The organism is Methylocystis sp. (assembly GCF_046349115.1).
Classification (GTDB): Bacteria; Pseudomonadota; Alphaproteobacteria; order Rhizobiales; family Beijerinckiaceae; genus Methylocystis.
The window spans coordinates 480,127-497,317 of record NZ_JAXMCX010000001.1 but is presented as its reverse complement, the minus strand read 5'-3'; the positions used below and the strand labels follow the sequence as shown (position 1 = coordinate 497,317).

Sequence of the window (17,191 nt, the reverse complement as noted above, 5' to 3'; positions counted from 1 at the left end):
TCGCATTGCGAAACAATGCGGGGTGGGGCGAACGCCAGGAGAAATACATCAGAAGCGGAGCAACGGACCGCGGGCTCATACAACAATAATTTGCGGTACGGCGTCACCCCACCCCGGCGCTTCGCGCCGACCCTCCCCCTCAAGGGGAGGGTGAAGGCGCGGATGCATCGACGATGTGGCGATCCTGCGGTAAGACCTTCCGGGAAACCTCAGGAAAAAACATGCGCAGCTTCTTCGTCGCTCTCGCCGCCGGCCTCGCCTGCCTGTTCCTCGCCGTCCAGCCGGCGCAGGCGGAAAGACTGCGCATCGCGCTGCAGAAGACCGGCACGCTCGGCTGGGAGCTCGCCGTCATCAAGGCCTTCGGCCTCGACAAGGAAGCGAAGCTCGACATTGACGCGATCGAACTCGCCTCGACCGACGCCGGCAAGATCGCCATTCAGGGCGGCGGCGCCGACCTCATCATTTCCGATTGGCTGTGGGTCGCGCGCCAGCGCGCGCAAGGCCAGAAGCTGACCTTCTATCCACATTCCTCGTCGATCGGCGCGGTGATGACCAAGAACCCCGCGATCAGAAACGTCAACGACCTCGCCGGCAGGACGCTGGGCGTCGCCGGCGGGCCGCTCGACAAGAGCTGGCTGATGCTCAAGGCCTATGCGCTGAAATACGGCGTCGATCTCGACAAGGGCGCGACCGTGCTTTACGGCGCGCCGCCGCTCATCGCCGAAAAGGCGCTGCAGGGCGAGATCGACACCGCGCTCGAATTCTGGAATTTCGCCGCCGACCTCGAAGCGCAGGGCTTCACGCGCGCCATTGAACTCACAGACGTCGAAAAGGCGCTCGGCGCCAAGGGCGACGTCGTTGTCACCGGCTATGTTTTCGACGAAGGCTTCGCGGCAAGGAACAAGGACGCTCTGGCGCGGTTCTTCGCCGCGAGCCGCAAGGCCAAGGAGTTGATCGCGACATCCGACCGAGCCTGGGGCGCGGTCATCGCGGAGCGCCTTGCCGGCAAGGACGCGGGGACTCTCGACATCTACCGCAAGCGCTATGTCGCCGGCGCGCCGAAACGCCCGATCGCCGAGGAAGAGGCCGACGCACGCACGCTCTACGGCGCGCTCGCCGCGCTTGGCGGCGAGAAGCTTGTCGGACCTGCCAGAACACTCGATCCCGGAACCTTCTACAAGGGCGCCGAGGGCGGACCGCATTGATCCGTCTGGTCTCGCTTGCGGCGCTGCTCCTCCTTTGGCAGATCGGCGCGTCTTTGTCCGATCCGCATCGCCTTCCCGGACCCGCCGCTGTCTTCGCGAAAATCTATGAGGAGGCGGCCTCCGGCGCACTGTTCTTCAATCTCGCGATCACGCTGGCGCGCGTCATCGCCGCCTTTGCGCTCGCCATGAGTTTCGGCGCGGCGATCGGCTATGTCATGGGCCGCAACAGGCTCGCGGACCGGCTGCTCGATCCCTGGCTCGTCGTTCTGCTTAATCTTCCGGCGCTGGTCGTCATCGTGCTCGCCTATGTCTGGGCGGGACTGACCGAAGTCGCCGCGATCGGCGCCGTCGCGATCAACAAGCTGCCGAACGCCATCGTCGTCGTGCGCGAGGGCGCCCGCGCGCTTGATCCGCATCTTGAAGACATGGCGCATGTGTTCCGCTTTTCGCCGGCCGCACGCGCGAAGCATCTCGTCCTGCCGCAGCTCACGCCCTATCTTGCGGCGGCGACGCGCTCGGGCCTGTCGCTGGTGTGGAAGATCGTTCTCGTCGTCGAACTGCTCGGGCGCTCGAACGGCGTCGGCTTCGAGATCAACATGGCCTTTCAGCTCTTCGACATGAAGCTACTGCTCGCTTACGCGCTCCCTTTCGTCGCGCTGATGCTTAGCGTCGAAACCTTTCTGGTGCAGCCTCTTGAACGACACGTCTCGCGCTGGCGGCGCGGCGTCTCTCGACGTCTCGATCGCGTCTAAGGATTATCATTCGGCGAGCGGACAGCCGCTTCGCGCGCTGGAGGATTTGCGGCTGACGCTGCCCGCCGGAAAGGCGGGCGCGGTCGTCGGCCCTTCCGGTTGCGGCAAGACCACGCTGCTGCGGCTGATCGCCGGGCTGGACAAGGATTATGTCGGCAGGGTCACGCTCCCCGAACACGGCCGGCTTGGCATGGTCTTTCAGGAGCCGCGGCTGCTGCCCTGGCGCAGCGTCATCGACAATATTCGCATCGCCGCGCCCAATGCGCGCGAACAAGAGATCGCCGCGCTCCTCGACGAACTCGGACTTGCCGAACATGAGTCGCATTTCCCGGGCGAACTGTCGCTGGGCCTCGCACGGCGCGTCGCGCTCGCCCGCGCGCTCGCCGTCGAGCCGGACCTGCTGCTGCTCGACGAGCCGCTGGTGTCGCTCGACGCGGCGCTCGCGCGAGATTTGCGCGAGATGATCGCGCGGCTCATCGACGAGAGGCGCATCACCACGCTGATCGTCACCCATGATCTTGCCGAAGCGATCGCGCTCGGCGATCGGCTGTTCCTGCTGTCGGCGCGCCCCGCCCGGGTCGTCGCGACAATCAATGTGCCGACGCCACGAAAACAACTGGAAAGAGAGGCGGCGGAGAACATCGAAGCGCGGGCGCGGGCCGTTTATCAGGGCATGTCTTCTTACCAGGACAAGTCTTCGCCGCGATAGTCGAGATAGCGGCGGGTGTCGGCGAGGGTCAAAGACTCGACGGTGCGAATAATGCCCGCCACGCTGTCGCCCACGTCCAGCGTCGCATCGGGTCCGCCCATGGCGGTGCGCACCCGGCCCGGACTGAGCGCGACGACGATGATTCCTTCCGGCCTCAGATCGTCGGCGAGACATTGCGCGATCTTGTTCAGTCCCGCCTTCGAGACGCGGTAAGCGACATTGACCGTGCCGCCAAGCGACATCGAGCCCAATCGGCTCGTGATCATGACAATGCGGGGATCGGCGCCGCGCTTCACCAGCGGCAGGAAGGCTTGAACCACGCGCAGCGGACCGAGCGTATTGACGGAAAGAAGATCGAGGGCGCCGTCGAAATCCATGTCGGTCGAGGATTGGCGCTGCGGCCCATAGGCGCCGGCGTTGGTGATCAGCACGTCGATCGGCTCGGAAACCTGCGCGGCGCCGGCGCTGATCGCCGCCGCGTCGCGAACGTCGAACAGCAAGGGCGTCGCCTGCGGCGCGGCGGCTTTGAGCGCGGCGAGACCCGCCGCGCTGCGCACGCTCGCCGTCACCCGCTCGCCCCGCGCCGAAAGCTGGCGCGCGGCCTCCAATCCGATGCCGCGGCTCGCGCCGACGATGAGCCAGTGAGACATGGCGATCCTCGCGCGCTCTCAATTCTCGCCGGCTTCTTACTTAGCGCGCGCGGCGGATTAAGCGCGCCAAATCTGGCCTGTTCACAACCATGCGAGCCTCGAAGCTCGCGGTCCGGGTCGCCGCCCTTGGACCGCGAGCCTCCTGGCTCGCAAAGGATCCTGTGAATGATTCGGCTATTTCATAGTGTCGTCTTGGCGCGCGCGACCGCGGATCGCAGCCGCCGCCCGATTGTCGCGACGCCTTTGTAAGCTGTCTACATCGGCGCCGGCGCATGCGCCGACTCGATATGCGCGACGCCTTCGCGCACCGCCGCCTGAACCTTCTCGAAAGCGCGCACTTCGATTTGGCGCACGCGCTCGCGCGAGACCCCGAATTCCTCGGACAGCGCTTCGAGCGTGACAGGATCGTCGGCAAGACGCCTGGCCTCGAAGATGCGCCGCTCGCGCGGGTTGAGCACGTCGAGCGCGCCGCGCAGCGCCTTGAGGCGATTATCGCTCTCTTCCTGGGCGACGAGCAGATGCTCCTGATCGATGCTGTCATCGACCAGCCAATCCTGCCATTCGCCTTCGCCCTCTTCGCGCAGCGGCGTGTTGAGCGAAGCGTCGCCGCCCATGCGGCGGTTCATGTCGATGACGTCCTGCTTGGACACGCCGAGCCGATGCGCGATCTTCTCGACGTTTTCGGGCCTCAAGTCGCCTTCCTCGAAGGCGGAGATGCGGCTCTTGGCCTTGCGCAGATTGAAGAACAGCTTCTTCTGGCTCGCGGTCGTGCCCATTTTAACGAGCGACCATGAACGCAGAATATATTCTTGAATCGAGGCGCGGATCCACCACATCGCATAGGTGGCGAGGCGGAATCCGCGGTCTGGCTCGAAGCGCTTGACCGCCTGCATGAGGCCGACATTGCCTTCCGAGACAATCTCGCCGATCGGCAGGCCGTAGCCGCGATAGCCCATGGCGATCTTGGCGACGAGCCGAAGATGCGACGTGATCAGCTCTTGCGCGGCCTTTGGGTCCTCATGCTCGCGCCAGCGCTTGGCGAGCATGTATTCCTGTTGCGGCTCCAACATTGGGAACCGCCTGATTTCAGATAGATAGCGCGAGAGGCCGTCTTCCGAAACGATGGGCAAGGCATTCGCCATAAGTCCCTCCTGACGAACTCCCGAATGTGGCGAGTCCGCAAAGCGCAAGTCACGAAACGTCGACCGCGACAGGAGGTCATTATAGGGCGCCGCCTGGGGGCTCGAAAATGACGATTGCGTGAAGGGAGGCTAAAGCGCGGATTAAGTTTCAGCAATGTGACGGCGGCTAAAGGGAACGCTCAGGCGACCTTCGCGGCGCGCAGAGGCAAGGAAATCGTTTCGAGCGTTGTTAAATCGAGTTTCTTTGAGGCATGGTCGATGTCGAAACCGACGACGTCGCCCGCTTCATCGAGATCGACATTGACGCCGGATATGATTTCGCGAGTCTCGGTTCCGGGCGAAGACTTCAACTCGATATAAAGACTATCCGTCTCTGGGTAGTAGTGGAGCTTCATGGCGCATCTTTCGAGAAGTCTCGGTCGAAAAAGGCGTTGTGCAGCGTTTCGCCATCGTCGAGAGCGGCAACTCGCCGTATACGCTCTTTTCCATCGCGCGCATCAGTCACCGCTCCCCAATGGCGCACCCTGCCGTCCTGTTGGACTATAGGTTTTAGCGGCGCGGCGACCACACCTTCGCACATCGCCTCATTGAGGTATGGACGCTTGCGCAAGACCTGCTCAGAAAAATAGCGCGTTGACTTCATGGCGACGCTGCCCGCACGGGCCAGAGCTACTTCGACATCCCGCCGAGCACGCCGCGCAGAATCTGGCGTGCGATCTGGGTGCCGGCGGATCGCGCCGCCGATTGAATCGCGGCGCGCGCCGCGAGTTCGGCCGGCGACATGCGCTTTCGATCGCCCTTGCCGAAAATGCCGCCCAAAATGCCGCCGAGCGTGCCGAGCAGGCCGCCGCCCGCCGCATCGCTCGCCGCTTCGCCCTTCCCGGCCCGCGCTTCGAGTTTTTCGAAGGCGGATTCGCGGTCGATCATCGTGTCGTATTTTCCGGCAAATGGACTTGCCGCCATGATCGCCGCACGCTCGTCGACGGATATCGGCCCGACGCGCGCCGACGGCGGCGCGATCAGCGTTCGTTCGACGATTTCGGGCGTTCCCTTGGCGTCGAGCATCGACACCAGCGCTTCGCCGACGCCGAGATGCATGATGACGTCCGCCTCGTCGATTTGCGGATTGTCACGAAAGGTCTCCGCGGCGGCGCGCACCGCCTTTTGATCGCGCGGGGTAAAGGCGCGCAGCGCATGTTGAATGCGGTTGCCGAGCTGGCCGAGCACCGTGTCCGGAACGTCGAGCGGATTTTGGGTGACGAAATAGACGCCGACGCCCTTGGAGCGGATCAGCCGCACGACCTGTTCGATCGCGGCAAGCAGGGCTTTCGGCGTATCATTGAAGAGAAGATGCGCCTCGTCGAAAAAAAAGACGAGCTTCGGCTTGTCGAGGTCGCCGACTTCCGGCAGGGTTTCGAACAGTTCGGAAAGCATCCAGAGTAGAAAGGTCGCGTAAATCCGCGGCGCGCGCATCAATCTGTCGGCGGCGACGATATTGATCACCCCGCGTCCGTCGCGATCGACGCGCAGGAAATCGAGAATGTCGAGCGCCGGCTCGCCGAAGAATTTCTCGCCGCCTTGCGACTCCAGAACCAGCAGCTGCCGCTGAATGGCGCCGACGCTCGCCGATGCGACATTGCCGTATTTCGCCCGGTAAGTCGCCGCGTTCTCGGCGACATGCGCCAGCATCGCGCGCAGATCCTTCAGATCGAGCAGCAGCAGTCCCTGCTCGTCCGCCGCCTTGAAAACGACGTTGAGAACGCCCTCCTGCGTGTCGTTGAGATCGAGCAGACGCGACAGCAGCAGCGGGCCCATCGCCGAAATCGAGGCCCGAACCGGATGTCCCTGTTCGCCGAAAACATCCCAGAAGACGACGGGGAAGCGGTCCGGCTCATAGCTGACGCCGATCTCCTTCGCCCGCGCGATGAAGGCCGGCTTGCCGTCGCCTGGCTGCGACAGTCCGGCGAGATCGCCTTTGACGTCGGCGAGAAAGACCGAGGCGCCGGCGTTCGAGAAGCCCTCGGCGAGAAGCTGCAGGGAGACCGTCTTGCCGCCGCCGGTCGCGCCGGCGATCAAGCCATGACGATTGCCAAGCGCCAGCGTAAGGTAACGATAATCGCGCGGTTTCCCTTCCTTTACGGTTGCGCCGACGAGGATTTTGCCGGGCGTCGTCCCTGGAGTGCCGCTCATGGTTAAGCGCTTTCGCAATTTAGGAATCGGAATAGGGCAAGCTACACCATCGAAGCGCCGCGCGCATGGTTTGAGCGTCCGCGGCCTGCTCAGGCTCCGGCTGCGCTTGGCGAACCGCGACAGTCGGGATAAGTTCCCCGCCCGGGAGAACGTCCAATGAAGCTACGCTTGGCGATGGTCGGCGTCATTGCCGCTGTCGGAGTCGCGCAAGCGGTCGGCGCGACGAAACCGCGAACGGCGCCCTCGAAGCTGGCGCAAGCCGTCAATCTTGAGAACCGGCGTCTCGTGCCGCTGAAGAGCTTCGAGATCGTCATGACGACGAAAAACAAGACCTCGGAAACCATCGTCGGCAAAATCGATCGACCGGTCGCCGCGGGCGATCACGCGCAATTTCCGATCACTGGCGCGAAGGGCTGTCTTTTTGAGGCGCGCTGGGCGTTCGACGACGCGAAAGATTCGGGCGACGTGGACTTATGCAATGACGCCCATATAGTTTTCGCGGATTGACCCACTCGCGCTCCGCCCGGCGGAGCCGCTGCGGCGACGCGCCGCCCAAGACAACAATCGCAGGAAACGCACAATGGCCAACGGATCGAAGGGTGGCGCAAAAGGACTGAAGCGCGGCGCAAAAGGCGCGCAAACCACGAACGGGCCAGGCGTCTCTAAGCCGTTGCTGATCGGCGTCGGGGCCGTCTTCGCTGCGGTTTTCGTCGCTTTCGTTTACTTCACCAGCGGCAAGCCGACGAGTTCGACTGAGACGATCGGCGGCCCGTTTCAGCTCACCGCCCATACCGGACAGCAGGTGACCGAACAGGATTTCCTCGGCCGGCCCTTCCTGGTTTTCTTCGGCTATACGCATTGTCCCGATATTTGTCACACGACGCTTTTTGAAATGTCGGAAATCCTGCGGGCGATGGGACCGGATGCGAAGGTCGGCGCGCTGTTCGTCACCGTCGATCCGGAGCGAGACACGCCCGAGATCCTCAAAGACTATCTCTCTAATTTCGATCCGCGCATCATCGGCGTCACCGGTCCGCGCGCGTCGATCGATCCCGTGCTGCGCGAATACCGCATCTTCTCGAAGCGCGCGGGGGGCGCGGACGAAGATTATTCCGTCGATCACACCACTGTCGTTTATCTGATGGACAAGAACGGCCGCTTTGTCGCGCCGTTCAATGTGGCGCGTCGCCCGGCCGAAGCGGCGCGAGAGCTTCAGCGCTATCTGTAGCGTTCGCGGTCGACAATTGCGGCGCGGCGCGAAAGGCCACGCGCAAGCGAAATATTTTCGCTAACCCGCAATTTTCTAACTCGCGACTCACATGGGCTTTGCGCTAGCATGTGAGTCATGCTGCGACTTCTGCGCGAAGGGCCGGCGCCGAATGGCGGCGAATCGACTCTCACCCTAGTTCACGCGGGTGAACCAATTCTCGTCGCTCTGCGCCGGTCGCAGAATGCGCGTCGATTCACCTTGCGCGTGCGCTTCGCCGCGCGCGACGCGGTGTTGACCGTGCCGCAGCGGGCGTCCTTGCGGGACGCGCGCGATTTCGCTCAGCGTCACGCCGCCTGGATCGCCGCGCGACTCAACCGGCTGCCTGAAACCATTCCCTTCGCGCATGGTTCGATCACGCCCCTGCGCGGCGTCGATCATATGATCGCCCACCATCCGGAACGCCGGGGCGTCACCTGGGTCGAGCAGCGGAACGAGGACGAGGTTCCCTTCGCGCTGTGCGTCGCCGGTCAGGCGGCGCATGTGCATCGGCGCGTTCAGGATTATTTCAAGCGAGAGGCGCGCCGCGATCTTGAAGAGGCGGTCGCGCGCCATACCGCCGCATTGAGCCTGTCGCCGCGCGGCGTCGGGCTTCGCGATCCGATCAGCCGCTGGGGTTCTTGCTCCGCATCCGGCTCGCTGAACTTCTCGTGGCGGCTGATCATGGCGCCGCCCTTCGTTCTCGACTATCTCGCCGCCCATGAAGTGGCGCATCTCGTGCATCTCGATCACTCGCCGCGATTCTGGAAGCTGACGCGACGGCTTTGCGCCGAGACGGATCGCGCCGAAGCCTGGCTCTCGGCGCATGGCGCGCATCTCCATAAATATGGAGCCAGGGCGCGATGATCGGCCGACGCGGGCTGCTCGGGCTCGCCCTGCTCCTGCAGCTGTCGGGGGCAGCGCCTGTGCTGGCCGAAGAGCCGCGACAACGCCTTCTGGTGCTCGATTTCGAATTGATCGACACGTCGAACGAACCCATCGACCAGAGCGCCGAACATTCGAGAAGGCTCGCGCGCGCCCGCGACGACATCGGCGCGGGCCTCGCCGCGCGACGCCTCTATGACGTCGTCGATCGGGCGACGATCGCCGACGATCTCGACGCGATCCTTAAACAGACTTACATTCGCACCTGCAACGGCTGCGAATTATCGCTCGCCAAAAAAGCCGGCGCCGATCTTGTGCTCACGGGCGTCGTCAACAAGGTGAGCACGCTTATTCTCAGCATGGGCGTCTCAATCGCGCGCGCCGCGACGGGCGAACTGATCTATCATCAAGGTTTCGATTTTCGCGGCGACAATGATCAATCCTGGGCGCGCGCGACGAAATTCTTCGTCGATCGCATCGCGCGCGATCCGCCGAATTGAGTGAAGGAGGCCCGCATGAGCCAGAGCGCCGGTTGTGAACCGACGGCGACATCGCGCCCGCCCTGGTCCATGCTGGCTCAGGCCCGTACGCGCGGCGCGCTGCTTGATGCGCTGGTGCGCCGGGCGCAGGCGCTGCCGCCCATCCGCATGGGCGTCGTCCATCCTTGCGACGCGCGCTCGATCGAAGGCGCGATCGCCGCGCGCGAACGGGGGCTTATCGTCCCGACCTTTATCGGACCTCGGGCGAAAATCGAGGCGGCGGCGCTGGCGAGCGGCGTCTCGCTCGAAGGCGTCGAGATCGTCGACGCGCCGCATAGCCACGCCGCCGCCGATCAGGCGGTGGAGCTGGTGCGCCGCGGCCGGCTGCACGCGCTGATGAAAGGCGCGCTGCATACCGACGAGCTGATGACCGCCGTCGTGCGCGACGGGGCCGGGCTGCGAACCGAGCGCCGGATCAGCCATGTCTTCGTCATCGACGCGCCGAGCTATCCCAAACTGCTGCTTGTCACCGACGCCGCGATCAACATCGCGCCCACGCTCGACATCAAGCGCGACATCGTGCGCAACGCCGTCGACCTCGCCCATGCGATCGGCATCGAGCGACCCAAGGTGGCGCTGCTGTCGGCGGTCGAGACGGTGGAAGGCAAAATCCCGTCGACCATCGAGGCTGCGGCGCTGTGCAAGATGGCCGACCGCGGCCAGATCGCCGGCGCCGACCTCGACGGGCCGCTCGCCTTCGACAACGCCATCTCGCGCGACGCCGCCGAGGCGAAACACATTGAGTCGGAAGTGGCCGGGGACGCCGATATTCTCGTCGCGCCCGATCTCGAGGCGGGCAATATTCTCGCCAAGCAGCTCGTCTTCCTCGGCGGCGCCGACACGGCGGGTCTGGTGCTCGGCGCGCGCGTCCCGATCGTTCTGACCAGCCGCGCCGACGACATCGGCTCCCGCGTGGTTTCTTCGGCGCTGGCGCAGATTTTCACCCACCGGCCGCGCGCCGCGCCTTAAGGCGCGTGATCTGGCGTTCTCGACAGAACGCCCCCAGCGTGGCAGAAGGCGGCGCAAGTATTCCCGCAGATTTGCGGAACGGGCCAGCTCCGCCGTCATTGCGAGGAGCGAAGCGACGAAGTAATCCAGAGCCGCGACGCCGCTTATGGATTGCTTCGCTTCGCTCGCAATGACGATGAAGTCTGCGCGCCCGATCCGCCATCGCCTGATCGCGCCATGACCGACATCGCCAAACTCGAAGAAGATACGCTGCGCCAGATCGACGAGGCCGCCGACGAAGCGGCGCTCGAAGCCGTGCGCCTCGCCGCGCTCGGCAAAAAGGGCGCGATCTCGGCGCTGCTCGCGAGCTTGGGCAAAATGTCGCCCGAGGACCGCAAGACCGAGGGCGCCAAGATCAATGCGCTCAAAGACAAGGCGGTTGAAGCGATCGCCGCGCGACGCGAGTCGCTCGCCGGCGCGGCGCTCGAAGCGCGGCTAGCGGCCGAGACGCTCGATGTGACCTTGCCGGCGTCGGCCAGCCCGCTGGAGCGCGGGCGCATCCATCCGATTTCGCAGGTCACCGACGAACTCTCGATCATCTTCGCCGATATGGGCTTCGCCGTCGCCGAAGGGCCTGACATCGAGAGCGACGATTATAACTTCACCAAATTGAACTTCCCCGAAGGCCATCCGGCGCGGGAAATGCAGGACACTTTCTTTCTCGCGCCGGCGAGCGGCGAGAAACGGCTGCTGCGCACCCATACGAGCCCCGTGCAGGTGCGCACCATGCTGTCGCAGAAGCCGCCGATCCGCGTCATCTGCCCCGGCCGGGTCTATCGCTGCGACTTCGACCAGACCCATACGCCGATGTTCCATCAGATCGAAGGACTCGTCATCGACGAGACGACGCATCTTGGGCATCTCAAATGGACGCTCGAAGAATTTTTAAAGAGCTTCTTCGAAGTGAAAGGCGTGAGACTGCGTTTTCGTCCCTCCTTCTTTCCCTTCACCGAACCATCGATGGAGGTCGACGTTCAGTGCCGGCGCCAGGGCGGCGAAATTCGCTTCGGCGAAGGCGAGGACTGGATGGAGATTTTGGGCTGCGGCATGGTGCACCCCAATGTTATGAGAAACTGCGGCATCGATCCCGACCGCCATCAGGGCTTCGCCTTCGGCGTCGGCGTCGACCGGCTGGCGATGCTGAAATATGGCATGTCGGATCTCCGCGCCTTTTTCGACGCCGACACCCGCTGGTTGGAGCATTATGGCTTCAGGCCGCTGGATTTCCCGTCGCTGGCGGGTGGGTTGAGCGGGTAGATCGCAGGACGGCAAAACATGATACGAGACGCTGAAATCCAAGAGATCGCCGCGAAGATTCTCGAGAATCGGCTCGCCGCGCAAAAGTTTTTGTCCTGCGACGTTAAATCTGAAGATGATTTCGACGGCGTCCCGGTGATCCGTATCACCGCGCATATCCTGACGCCGATGAAGAGCATCACGGACAAACTGAATGCGACGATCGAGATCCAAGATCGATTGCAAGAACGTGGCGAAGATCGGTTTGTTTTCTTGGATATTGATACCCCAGCAGACTCGGAAGACGACGATGCCGTTGAAACTTCCAATTGATAATCCGATGGATGACGGTCTGTTGACTCTCGCCTCGGAAACGGCGGGGTTAGGTCGGCGCAATTCCCCGCTAAAACGTCGCGCCGTCAGCACGGCTTATTACGCAGTATTTCACGCGGTGGCGAAGCTTTGCGCGGACGAGTTGTTGCCGGGTGCAGATCGAGGTTCGGAGGAGTTTGAAAAAGCTTATCGGGCGCTTGAACATAGCTCTCTAAAGCGAGCCGCCCAAAATTTTGCTCCGAGCCAATCGCGACTGAGAGAAATAGGAAATTTGATCGCGGAGCTTCAAAGCGAACGACACAAATCTGACTATCTTCCGATCGAGAGACACAGCTATTCAGTGAGGAAGTGCAGTGAGCTTATCGATTCTGCTCGCATCGCCATGCAAAAGCTAAGAGAACTCGACGCCAGCGAGCGGCGAATTCTTGTTGTTGCACTCATCTTCAAGAACCGCTCCCAATGAAATTCACCCTCTCCTGGCTCAAAGAGCATCTCGACACGTCGGCTTCGCTCAGCGAGATCGTCGAAACGCTGACGCGCATCGGCCTTGAGGTCGAATATGTGCATGACCCCGCCGCGCAACTCAAAGACTTCACCATCGCGCGCGTGATCGAAGCGAAGCCGCATCCCAACGCCGATCGTTTGCGCGTCTGCATCGTCGATACGGGAAGCGGCGCGCCGGTGCAGGTCGTCTGCGGCGCGCCCAACGCCCGCACGGGGATGAAAAGCGTCTTCTCGCCGCCCGGAACATACATCCCCGGCAAGAAGATCACGCTCGGCAAGGGCGTCATCCGCGGCGTCGAGTCGCTCGGCATGCTCTGCTCTTCGGCCGAACTCGAACTTTCCAACGATCATGAAGGGATCATCGATCTGCCCGAAGACGCGCCGGTCGGCGCCTCTTACGCGCAATGGGCCGGCCTCGACGATCCGATCATCGAGATCAATTTGACGCCCAATCGCCCCGACGCCGCCGGCGTGCATGGCGTCGCGCGCGATCTCGCGGCGGCGGGCCTCGGCGTCCTCAAGACCAAGGACATTCTGCCAGTCGAGGGCAAATTCCCCTGCCCCGTCGGCGTGACGCTCGATTTTTCGCAAGAAGACAAACATCTCGCGCCCTTCTTCGGCCTGCGCCTCGTGCGCGGCGTCAAGAATGGACAAAGCCCCGCCTGGCTGCAGGCGCGCCTGCGCGAAATCGGCCTGCGCCCGATCAACGCGCTTGTCGACATCACCAATTTTCTCACCTTCGACCGCGCGCGCCCGCTGCACGTCTTCGACGCAAAAAAGGTGAAGGGCAATCTCGTTGTACGCCGCGCGAAGCAAGGCGAAACTCTGCTCGCGCTCGATGGCCGCACCTATGAACTCGACGAAAACATGGTCGTCATCTGCGACGACAATGGCCCTGAATCGCTTGCCGGCGTCATGGGCGGCGAGGCGTCGGGCTGCGATGAGAACACCACCGACGCGCTGATCGAGACGGCGCTGTGGGACCCAATGAATATCGCCCACACCGGCCGCAAGCTCGGCATCGTCACCGACGCGCGTTATCGCTTCGAACGTGGCGTCGACCCCGCCTTCGCGCTTCCCGGGATCGAGCTTGCGACGCAGCTCGTGCTGGAATTCTGCGGCGGCGAGCCCTCGGAACTCACGCTCGCCGGGGCTGTTCCCCGCGCGCCGCGCGTCATCGACTTCCCCTGGAGCGAGATCAAGCGGCTCGCCGGAATCGACGTAGCGCCCGCGCAAGCGACCGTCATTCTCGAACGCCTCGGCTTTACCGTCGAGAAGACAAGCGACGCCGGCGTCAGCATCGCCGTCCCCTCATGGCGTCCGGACATCGAGGGCAAGGCCGACATCGTCGAGGAAGTCGTCCGCCTGATCGGCGTCGACAATGTGCCCTCGACGCCGCTGCTCCGCGCCGAAGGCGTCGCGCCGCCGGTGCTGACCTTGATGCAGAAGCGCGCCCGCAACGCCCGCCGTTCGCTCGCCGGCCAGGGTCTCGTCGAGGCGGTGACCTGGTCCTTCGTCTCGAAAGAACAGGCGGAAGCCTTCGGCGGCGGCGCCCCGGCGCTGGCGCTGGCCAATCCGATCGCCGCCGATCTTTCCGACATGCGGCCGAGCCTGCTGCCCGGCCTCGTCGCCGCCGCCGGACGCAACGCCGCGCGGGCGCTGGGCGATCAGAACCTGTTTGAGGTCGGCCAGATTTTCCTCGACGCCACCGAGACGGGCCAGCGCCTCGCCGCGGCGGGCGTGCGCCGCGGACTCGCCGGCGCCGGGCGTCACTGGTCCGCGCAGGCGCGAGAGGCGGGCGTCTTCGACGCCAAGGCCGACGCCATGGCGCTGCTTAGCGCGCTCGGCGTTCCGACTGGCGGCCTGCAGATCGTTCCCGGCGGGCCGGCGTGGTTTCACCCCGGCCGCTCGGCGACGCTGCAATTCGGGCCGAAGACGGTCGTCGGCCATTTCGGCGAATTGCATCCGCGCGCCTTGAAAACCATGGATGTCGAGGGGCCGGTCGCGGCGTTCGAAATCATTCTCGACGCGCTCCCCGCCCCCAAGGCGAAGCCAACGAAAATCAAGCCGAAACTCGAGATTTCTGATCTGCAGCCGGTATCGCGCGATTTCGCCTTTATCGTCGATCGCGCCGCCCGCGCCGGCGATCTGGCGAAAGCCGCGCAGGGCGCGGACAAAGCCTTGATCGTCGATGTCGCGGTCTTCGACCTCTATGAAGGGAAAGGCGTGCCAGAGGGCAAAAAATCGATCGGCCTCGCCGTCACTTTGCAGCCGCGCGAGAAAACGCTGACCGATGCGGAGATCGACGCGGTGGCGCAGAAGATCGTTGCGGAGGCGGAAAAGAAATGCGGCGCGACGCTGAGAGGATGATCAACCGTCATTGCACAAGCAGCCGTCATCGCGAGCGAAGCGAAGCAATCCAACTTCATGCAAGCCCTGGATCGCTTCGTCGCTACGCTCCTCGCAATGACGGCCTAGTGATAGCGCTGATGGCGATTCTCCAGTCGTTTCCCGCTCTCGCCGCGCCGCGATCCATCGCCGACTGCGAGAAAATCCAGGAGGCCGACGCCTACAACCGCTGCCTCGCCTCTTTCGGGCCGACGCGCGGCCAGCACGGCGCGACCTACCCCGGAATCGCCAGCGAAGGCGCCCACGGCGCCGCCGGCCGCGGCGCCTATCGCCCCGCGCCGCGCTACGGCGGCGCGCAGGTCTCTTACGGGCGCGGCGGCCGGAAGCGGATGGAGTTCACGCCGGGACGGCGATGAAGCGCGACTCAAGCTCGAATAAGCAGTCCAGACTGTTACAAGCGCCAACACAACTTAATCGCAGCGGCAATTGCCAGAAAACAGACGACCCACATTGCAACCTGGCCCGAGGCGCCCGAAAACCGAAAACCCAGTCCTTGAAATTCTATAGGTCCATCGGTTTGGCGCAGAAACACTACAAGAACAAACGCAGCCGCCGCAGCTCCTGGAAGGCCTATAATTGCTGCGAAATGTTATTTTAAAATCTCCTGCCACGAGCCGAAGACCGTAGCGACGATGAATATCGCGTAAGCAAATATAACTGCCGCGCTTACGCCGGCAACGGTCGCGAACACCACTGCCAACCTACTCACCTTGTGACTTTCCGTCTTATGAAAATTTTCCATGCAAACTTCCTTGTTTGTTTCTCAATTCCTCTTCAGTAAGCGTGCCTTGCGCATAATGGCAAAATCGATGCGCGGTTTCGATCCGAGTTCCAGACTTCGCCGCGAACAGTCCAACAAGCTCCTCGAAGGGAGCGCGACCTGAATAGCTTCCCGTCCAGCCGTCAATAATGCCGCTGAATTGAGCGAAAAACATGGTTTTTCCCCTTGGCAAACCGCTCGGGCTTCCTTAAATAAGGCCCTCCGGGGCTGGCCAATCGACCTGCGGCCCCGTTTTCAGATTTGAGCTTCCGCCTCGAGCCAAGTCGCTTCAAGGACTTAGCAAAAGGCGGTGGATAGGCCGGCGGACCCGGGGTTCCCCCTCGTGTCTTGTCCGGCCATGTCCTGTCCGAGACTGCCGGCGCGCGCAAGGGGCTTTTAAGCCCTGCAGCGGCTCAATCGGCCCGATGGGGACGGAGCGATCCGTCGACCGGACGGCGGCCTGCATAGACGGGGAAACCGGAATTTTAATGACGCTGACGGCTCGCCCCGCAAGCGTCCTTCGAATTTGGTTCGCGCCCCTTCAACCGCCGCGGCTCGCCAGCGACGGGGACAGGATCTACGGCGCCGCTCGCCCCAAACGAGCGGCATGTCGCAGCCGGCGGGATTTTCCCGCCAGTTAGAGAGAGCAACCGTGGACAGAGCGGAGAAACAGGAAGCGGTCGCGGCGTTGCGCGAAGTCTTTTCGAAGACCGGCGTCGTCGTCGTCGCCCACTACTCCGGCCTGACCGTGGCCCAGCTGCAGAACCTGCGCAAGCAGGCCCGCAACGCTGGCGCGACGGTTCAGGTCGCGAAGAACCGCCTCGCCAAGATCGCTCTCGATGGCGCCGACGTCGCCTCCATCGCGCCCCTGCTTAAGGGGCCGACCCTGATCGCCTATTCGGACGATCCGGTGGCGGCGCCGAAAGTCGCCGTGGCCTTCGCCAAGGATCACAACAAGTTTGTCATCCTCGGCGGCGCCATGGGCAAGACTGCCCTGAATCCGGACAGCGTCAAGTCGCTTGCGACGATGCCGTCCCTCGACGAACTGCGCGGCAAGCTCGTGGGCCTCATCCAGGCGCCTGCGACCAAGATCGCCCAGCTCTCGACCGCGCCGGCCGCCAAGCTGGCGCGCGTGTTCGGGGCCTACGCCAAACGAGACGCGGCCTAAGAGGCCATCACGCAGAACCAAATTCAAAGGACGTCAATCATGGCAAATCTGGAAAAGATCGTCGAAGACCTCTCGGCGCTTACCGTTCTCGAGGCGGCTGAGCTCGCCAAAATGCTCGAAGAGAAGTGGGGCGTCTCCGCCGCAGCCGCCGTCGCCGTGGCCGCCGCGCCTGGCGCTGGCGGCGCCGCTGCCGCGCCGGCCGCCGAGGAGAAGACCGAGTTCAACGTGATCCTGGCTGCGGCCGGCGAGAAGAAGATCGAGGTCATCAAGGAGGTCCGCGCGATCACCGGCCTCGGCCTGAAGGAAGCCAAGGACCTGGTCGAAGGCGCGCCCAAGCCGGTCAAGGAAGGCGCGAGCAAGGAAGAGGCGGAGAAGATCAAGGCCGCCCTCGAAAAGGCCGGCGCCAAGGTCGATCTCACCTAAGTCTTTCCGCCGCGCGTTTCTCGCGGCGCTGC

At 63.6% G+C, this 17,191-nt stretch carries 21 protein-coding genes; 15 read left to right on the top strand and 6 right to left on the bottom strand.

Features of this window, described 5'->3' with window-relative positions; translation table 11 throughout:
• Positions 1 to 221: 221 nt before the first annotated feature.
• Genes U1E20_RS02300 through U1E20_RS02290 form a run of 3 tightly spaced genes read left to right on the top strand, consistent with a single transcriptional unit; the run spans position 222 to position 2,666 of the window.
• Entirely contained in the window at positions 222 to 1,205 is a 984-nt protein-coding gene (locus U1E20_RS02300; protein WP_409978968.1) for an ABC transporter substrate-binding protein, read from the top strand.
• Positions 1,202 to 1,957 carry an ABC transporter permease gene (locus U1E20_RS02295; protein ID WP_409978967.1) on the top strand — a complete coding sequence of 252 codons (756 nt, stop codon included), beginning with the start codon at positions 1,202 to 1,204 and terminating at the stop codon, positions 1,955 to 1,957. The genes U1E20_RS02300 and U1E20_RS02295 overlap by 4 nt, the downstream gene beginning before the upstream one ends.
• A complete protein-coding gene (locus tag U1E20_RS02290; protein ID WP_409978966.1) occupies positions 1,899 to 2,666 on the top strand; it encodes an ABC transporter ATP-binding protein in 768 nt (255 codons plus the stop codon). The genes U1E20_RS02295 and U1E20_RS02290 overlap by 59 nt, the downstream gene beginning before the upstream one ends.
• On the opposite strand, the gene U1E20_RS02285 is transcribed toward U1E20_RS02290, so the two are convergent.
• The 5 genes from U1E20_RS02285 to U1E20_RS02265 form a co-directional block, all read right to left on the bottom strand.
• Complete coding sequence (locus U1E20_RS02285; protein ID WP_409978965.1) at positions 2,639 to 3,316, bottom strand: SDR family NAD(P)-dependent oxidoreductase; 678 nt, start codon at positions 3,314 to 3,316, stop codon at positions 2,639 to 2,641. The genes U1E20_RS02290 and U1E20_RS02285 overlap by 28 nt on opposite strands.
• 254 nt (positions 3,317 to 3,570) lie before the next feature.
• Positions 3,571 to 4,458, bottom strand: coding sequence for an RNA polymerase sigma factor RpoH (rpoH, locus tag U1E20_RS02280; protein WP_409978964.1), 888 nt, complete (start codon positions 4,456 to 4,458; stop codon positions 3,571 to 3,573).
• 179 nt (positions 4,459 to 4,637) lie between these two features.
• Positions 4,638 to 4,853 (bottom strand): DUF2283 domain-containing protein, encoded by a 216-nt coding sequence (locus U1E20_RS02275; RefSeq protein WP_409978963.1) that lies wholly within the window; start codon positions 4,851 to 4,853, stop codon positions 4,638 to 4,640.
• Positions 4,850 to 5,101, bottom strand: coding sequence for a hypothetical protein (locus U1E20_RS02270; RefSeq protein WP_409978962.1), 252 nt, complete (start codon positions 5,099 to 5,101; stop codon positions 4,850 to 4,852). The genes U1E20_RS02275 and U1E20_RS02270 overlap by 4 nt, the downstream gene beginning before the upstream one ends.
• A 26-nt stretch (positions 5,102 to 5,127) precedes the next feature.
• Positions 5,128 to 6,648 (bottom strand): helicase HerA-like domain-containing protein, encoded by a 1,521-nt coding sequence (locus U1E20_RS02265; RefSeq protein ID WP_409978961.1) that lies wholly within the window; start codon positions 6,646 to 6,648, stop codon positions 5,128 to 5,130.
• A 156-nt stretch (positions 6,649 to 6,804) separates the two neighbouring features.
• Here U1E20_RS02265 and U1E20_RS02260 point away from each other — a divergent pair, with 156 nt between their 5' ends.
• The 10 genes from U1E20_RS02260 to U1E20_RS02215 all read left to right on the top strand — a co-directional run bounded on the left by U1E20_RS02260 (position 6,805) and on the right by U1E20_RS02215 (position 15,164).
• Positions 6,805 to 7,155 (top strand): hypothetical protein, encoded by a 351-nt coding sequence (locus tag U1E20_RS02260; RefSeq protein ID WP_409978960.1) that lies wholly within the window; start codon positions 6,805 to 6,807, stop codon positions 7,153 to 7,155.
• 73 nt (positions 7,156 to 7,228) lie between these two features.
• Positions 7,229 to 7,876, top strand: coding sequence for an SCO family protein (locus tag U1E20_RS02255; RefSeq protein WP_409978959.1), 648 nt, complete (start codon positions 7,229 to 7,231; stop codon positions 7,874 to 7,876).
• 117 nt (positions 7,877 to 7,993) lie between these two features.
• Positions 7,994 to 8,761: a M48 family metallopeptidase gene (locus U1E20_RS02250; protein ID WP_409978958.1), complete on the top strand. Its 768-nt coding sequence runs from the start codon at positions 7,994 to 7,996 to the stop codon at positions 8,759 to 8,761.
• On the top strand, positions 8,758 to 9,279 hold the full coding sequence (locus U1E20_RS02245) for a DUF3280 domain-containing protein (protein WP_409978957.1): 522 nt from the start codon (positions 8,758 to 8,760) through the stop codon (positions 9,277 to 9,279). Before U1E20_RS02250 ends, U1E20_RS02245 begins: the two co-directional genes overlap by 4 nt.
• A 15-nt stretch (positions 9,280 to 9,294) precedes the next feature.
• Entirely contained in the window at positions 9,295 to 10,287 is a 993-nt protein-coding gene (locus U1E20_RS02240; protein WP_409978956.1) for a bifunctional enoyl-CoA hydratase/phosphate acetyltransferase, read from the top strand.
• A 216-nt stretch (positions 10,288 to 10,503) separates the two neighbouring features.
• Positions 10,504 to 11,583, top strand: a complete 1,080-nt coding sequence (gene pheS / locus U1E20_RS02235) for a phenylalanine--tRNA ligase subunit alpha (RefSeq protein WP_409978955.1) — start codon at positions 10,504 to 10,506, stop codon at positions 11,581 to 11,583.
• 18 nt (positions 11,584 to 11,601) lie between these two features.
• Entirely contained in the window at positions 11,602 to 11,895 is a 294-nt protein-coding gene (locus U1E20_RS02230) for a hypothetical protein (RefSeq protein ID WP_409978954.1), read from the top strand.
• Complete coding sequence (locus U1E20_RS02225) at positions 11,873 to 12,358, top strand: hypothetical protein (protein WP_409978953.1); 486 nt, start codon at positions 11,873 to 11,875, stop codon at positions 12,356 to 12,358. Before U1E20_RS02230 ends, U1E20_RS02225 begins: the two co-directional genes overlap by 23 nt.
• Entirely contained in the window at positions 12,355 to 14,769 is a 2,415-nt protein-coding gene (pheT, locus tag U1E20_RS02220) for a phenylalanine--tRNA ligase subunit beta (protein ID WP_409978952.1), read from the top strand. The genes U1E20_RS02225 and pheT overlap by 4 nt, the downstream gene beginning before the upstream one ends.
• Positions 14,770 to 14,888: 119 nt before the next feature.
• The gene (locus tag U1E20_RS02215; protein ID WP_409978951.1) at positions 14,889 to 15,164 is read left to right on the top strand and encodes a hypothetical protein; all 276 of its coding nucleotides are present in this window, start codon (positions 14,889 to 14,891) and stop codon (positions 15,162 to 15,164) included.
• Positions 15,165 to 15,533: 369 nt separating this feature from the next.
• On the opposite strand, the gene U1E20_RS02210 is transcribed toward U1E20_RS02215, so the two are convergent.
• On the bottom strand, positions 15,534 to 15,743 hold the full coding sequence (locus U1E20_RS02210; protein ID WP_409978950.1) for a hypothetical protein: 210 nt from the start codon (positions 15,741 to 15,743) through the stop codon (positions 15,534 to 15,536).
• A 477-nt stretch (positions 15,744 to 16,220) separates the two neighbouring features.
• On the opposite strand from U1E20_RS02210, the gene rplJ reads away from it, so the two are divergent.
• Both rplJ and rplL read left to right on the top strand, forming a co-directional pair.
• Positions 16,221 to 16,736: a 50S ribosomal protein L10 gene (gene rplJ / locus U1E20_RS02205; protein WP_409978949.1), complete on the top strand. Its 516-nt coding sequence runs from the start codon at positions 16,221 to 16,223 to the stop codon at positions 16,734 to 16,736.
• A gap of 39 nt (positions 16,737 to 16,775) precedes the next feature.
• Positions 16,776 to 17,159, top strand: a complete 384-nt coding sequence (gene rplL / locus U1E20_RS02200) for a 50S ribosomal protein L7/L12 (protein WP_409978948.1) — start codon at positions 16,776 to 16,778, stop codon at positions 17,157 to 17,159.
• The last annotated feature ends 32 nt before the right edge of the window (positions 17,160 to 17,191 follow it).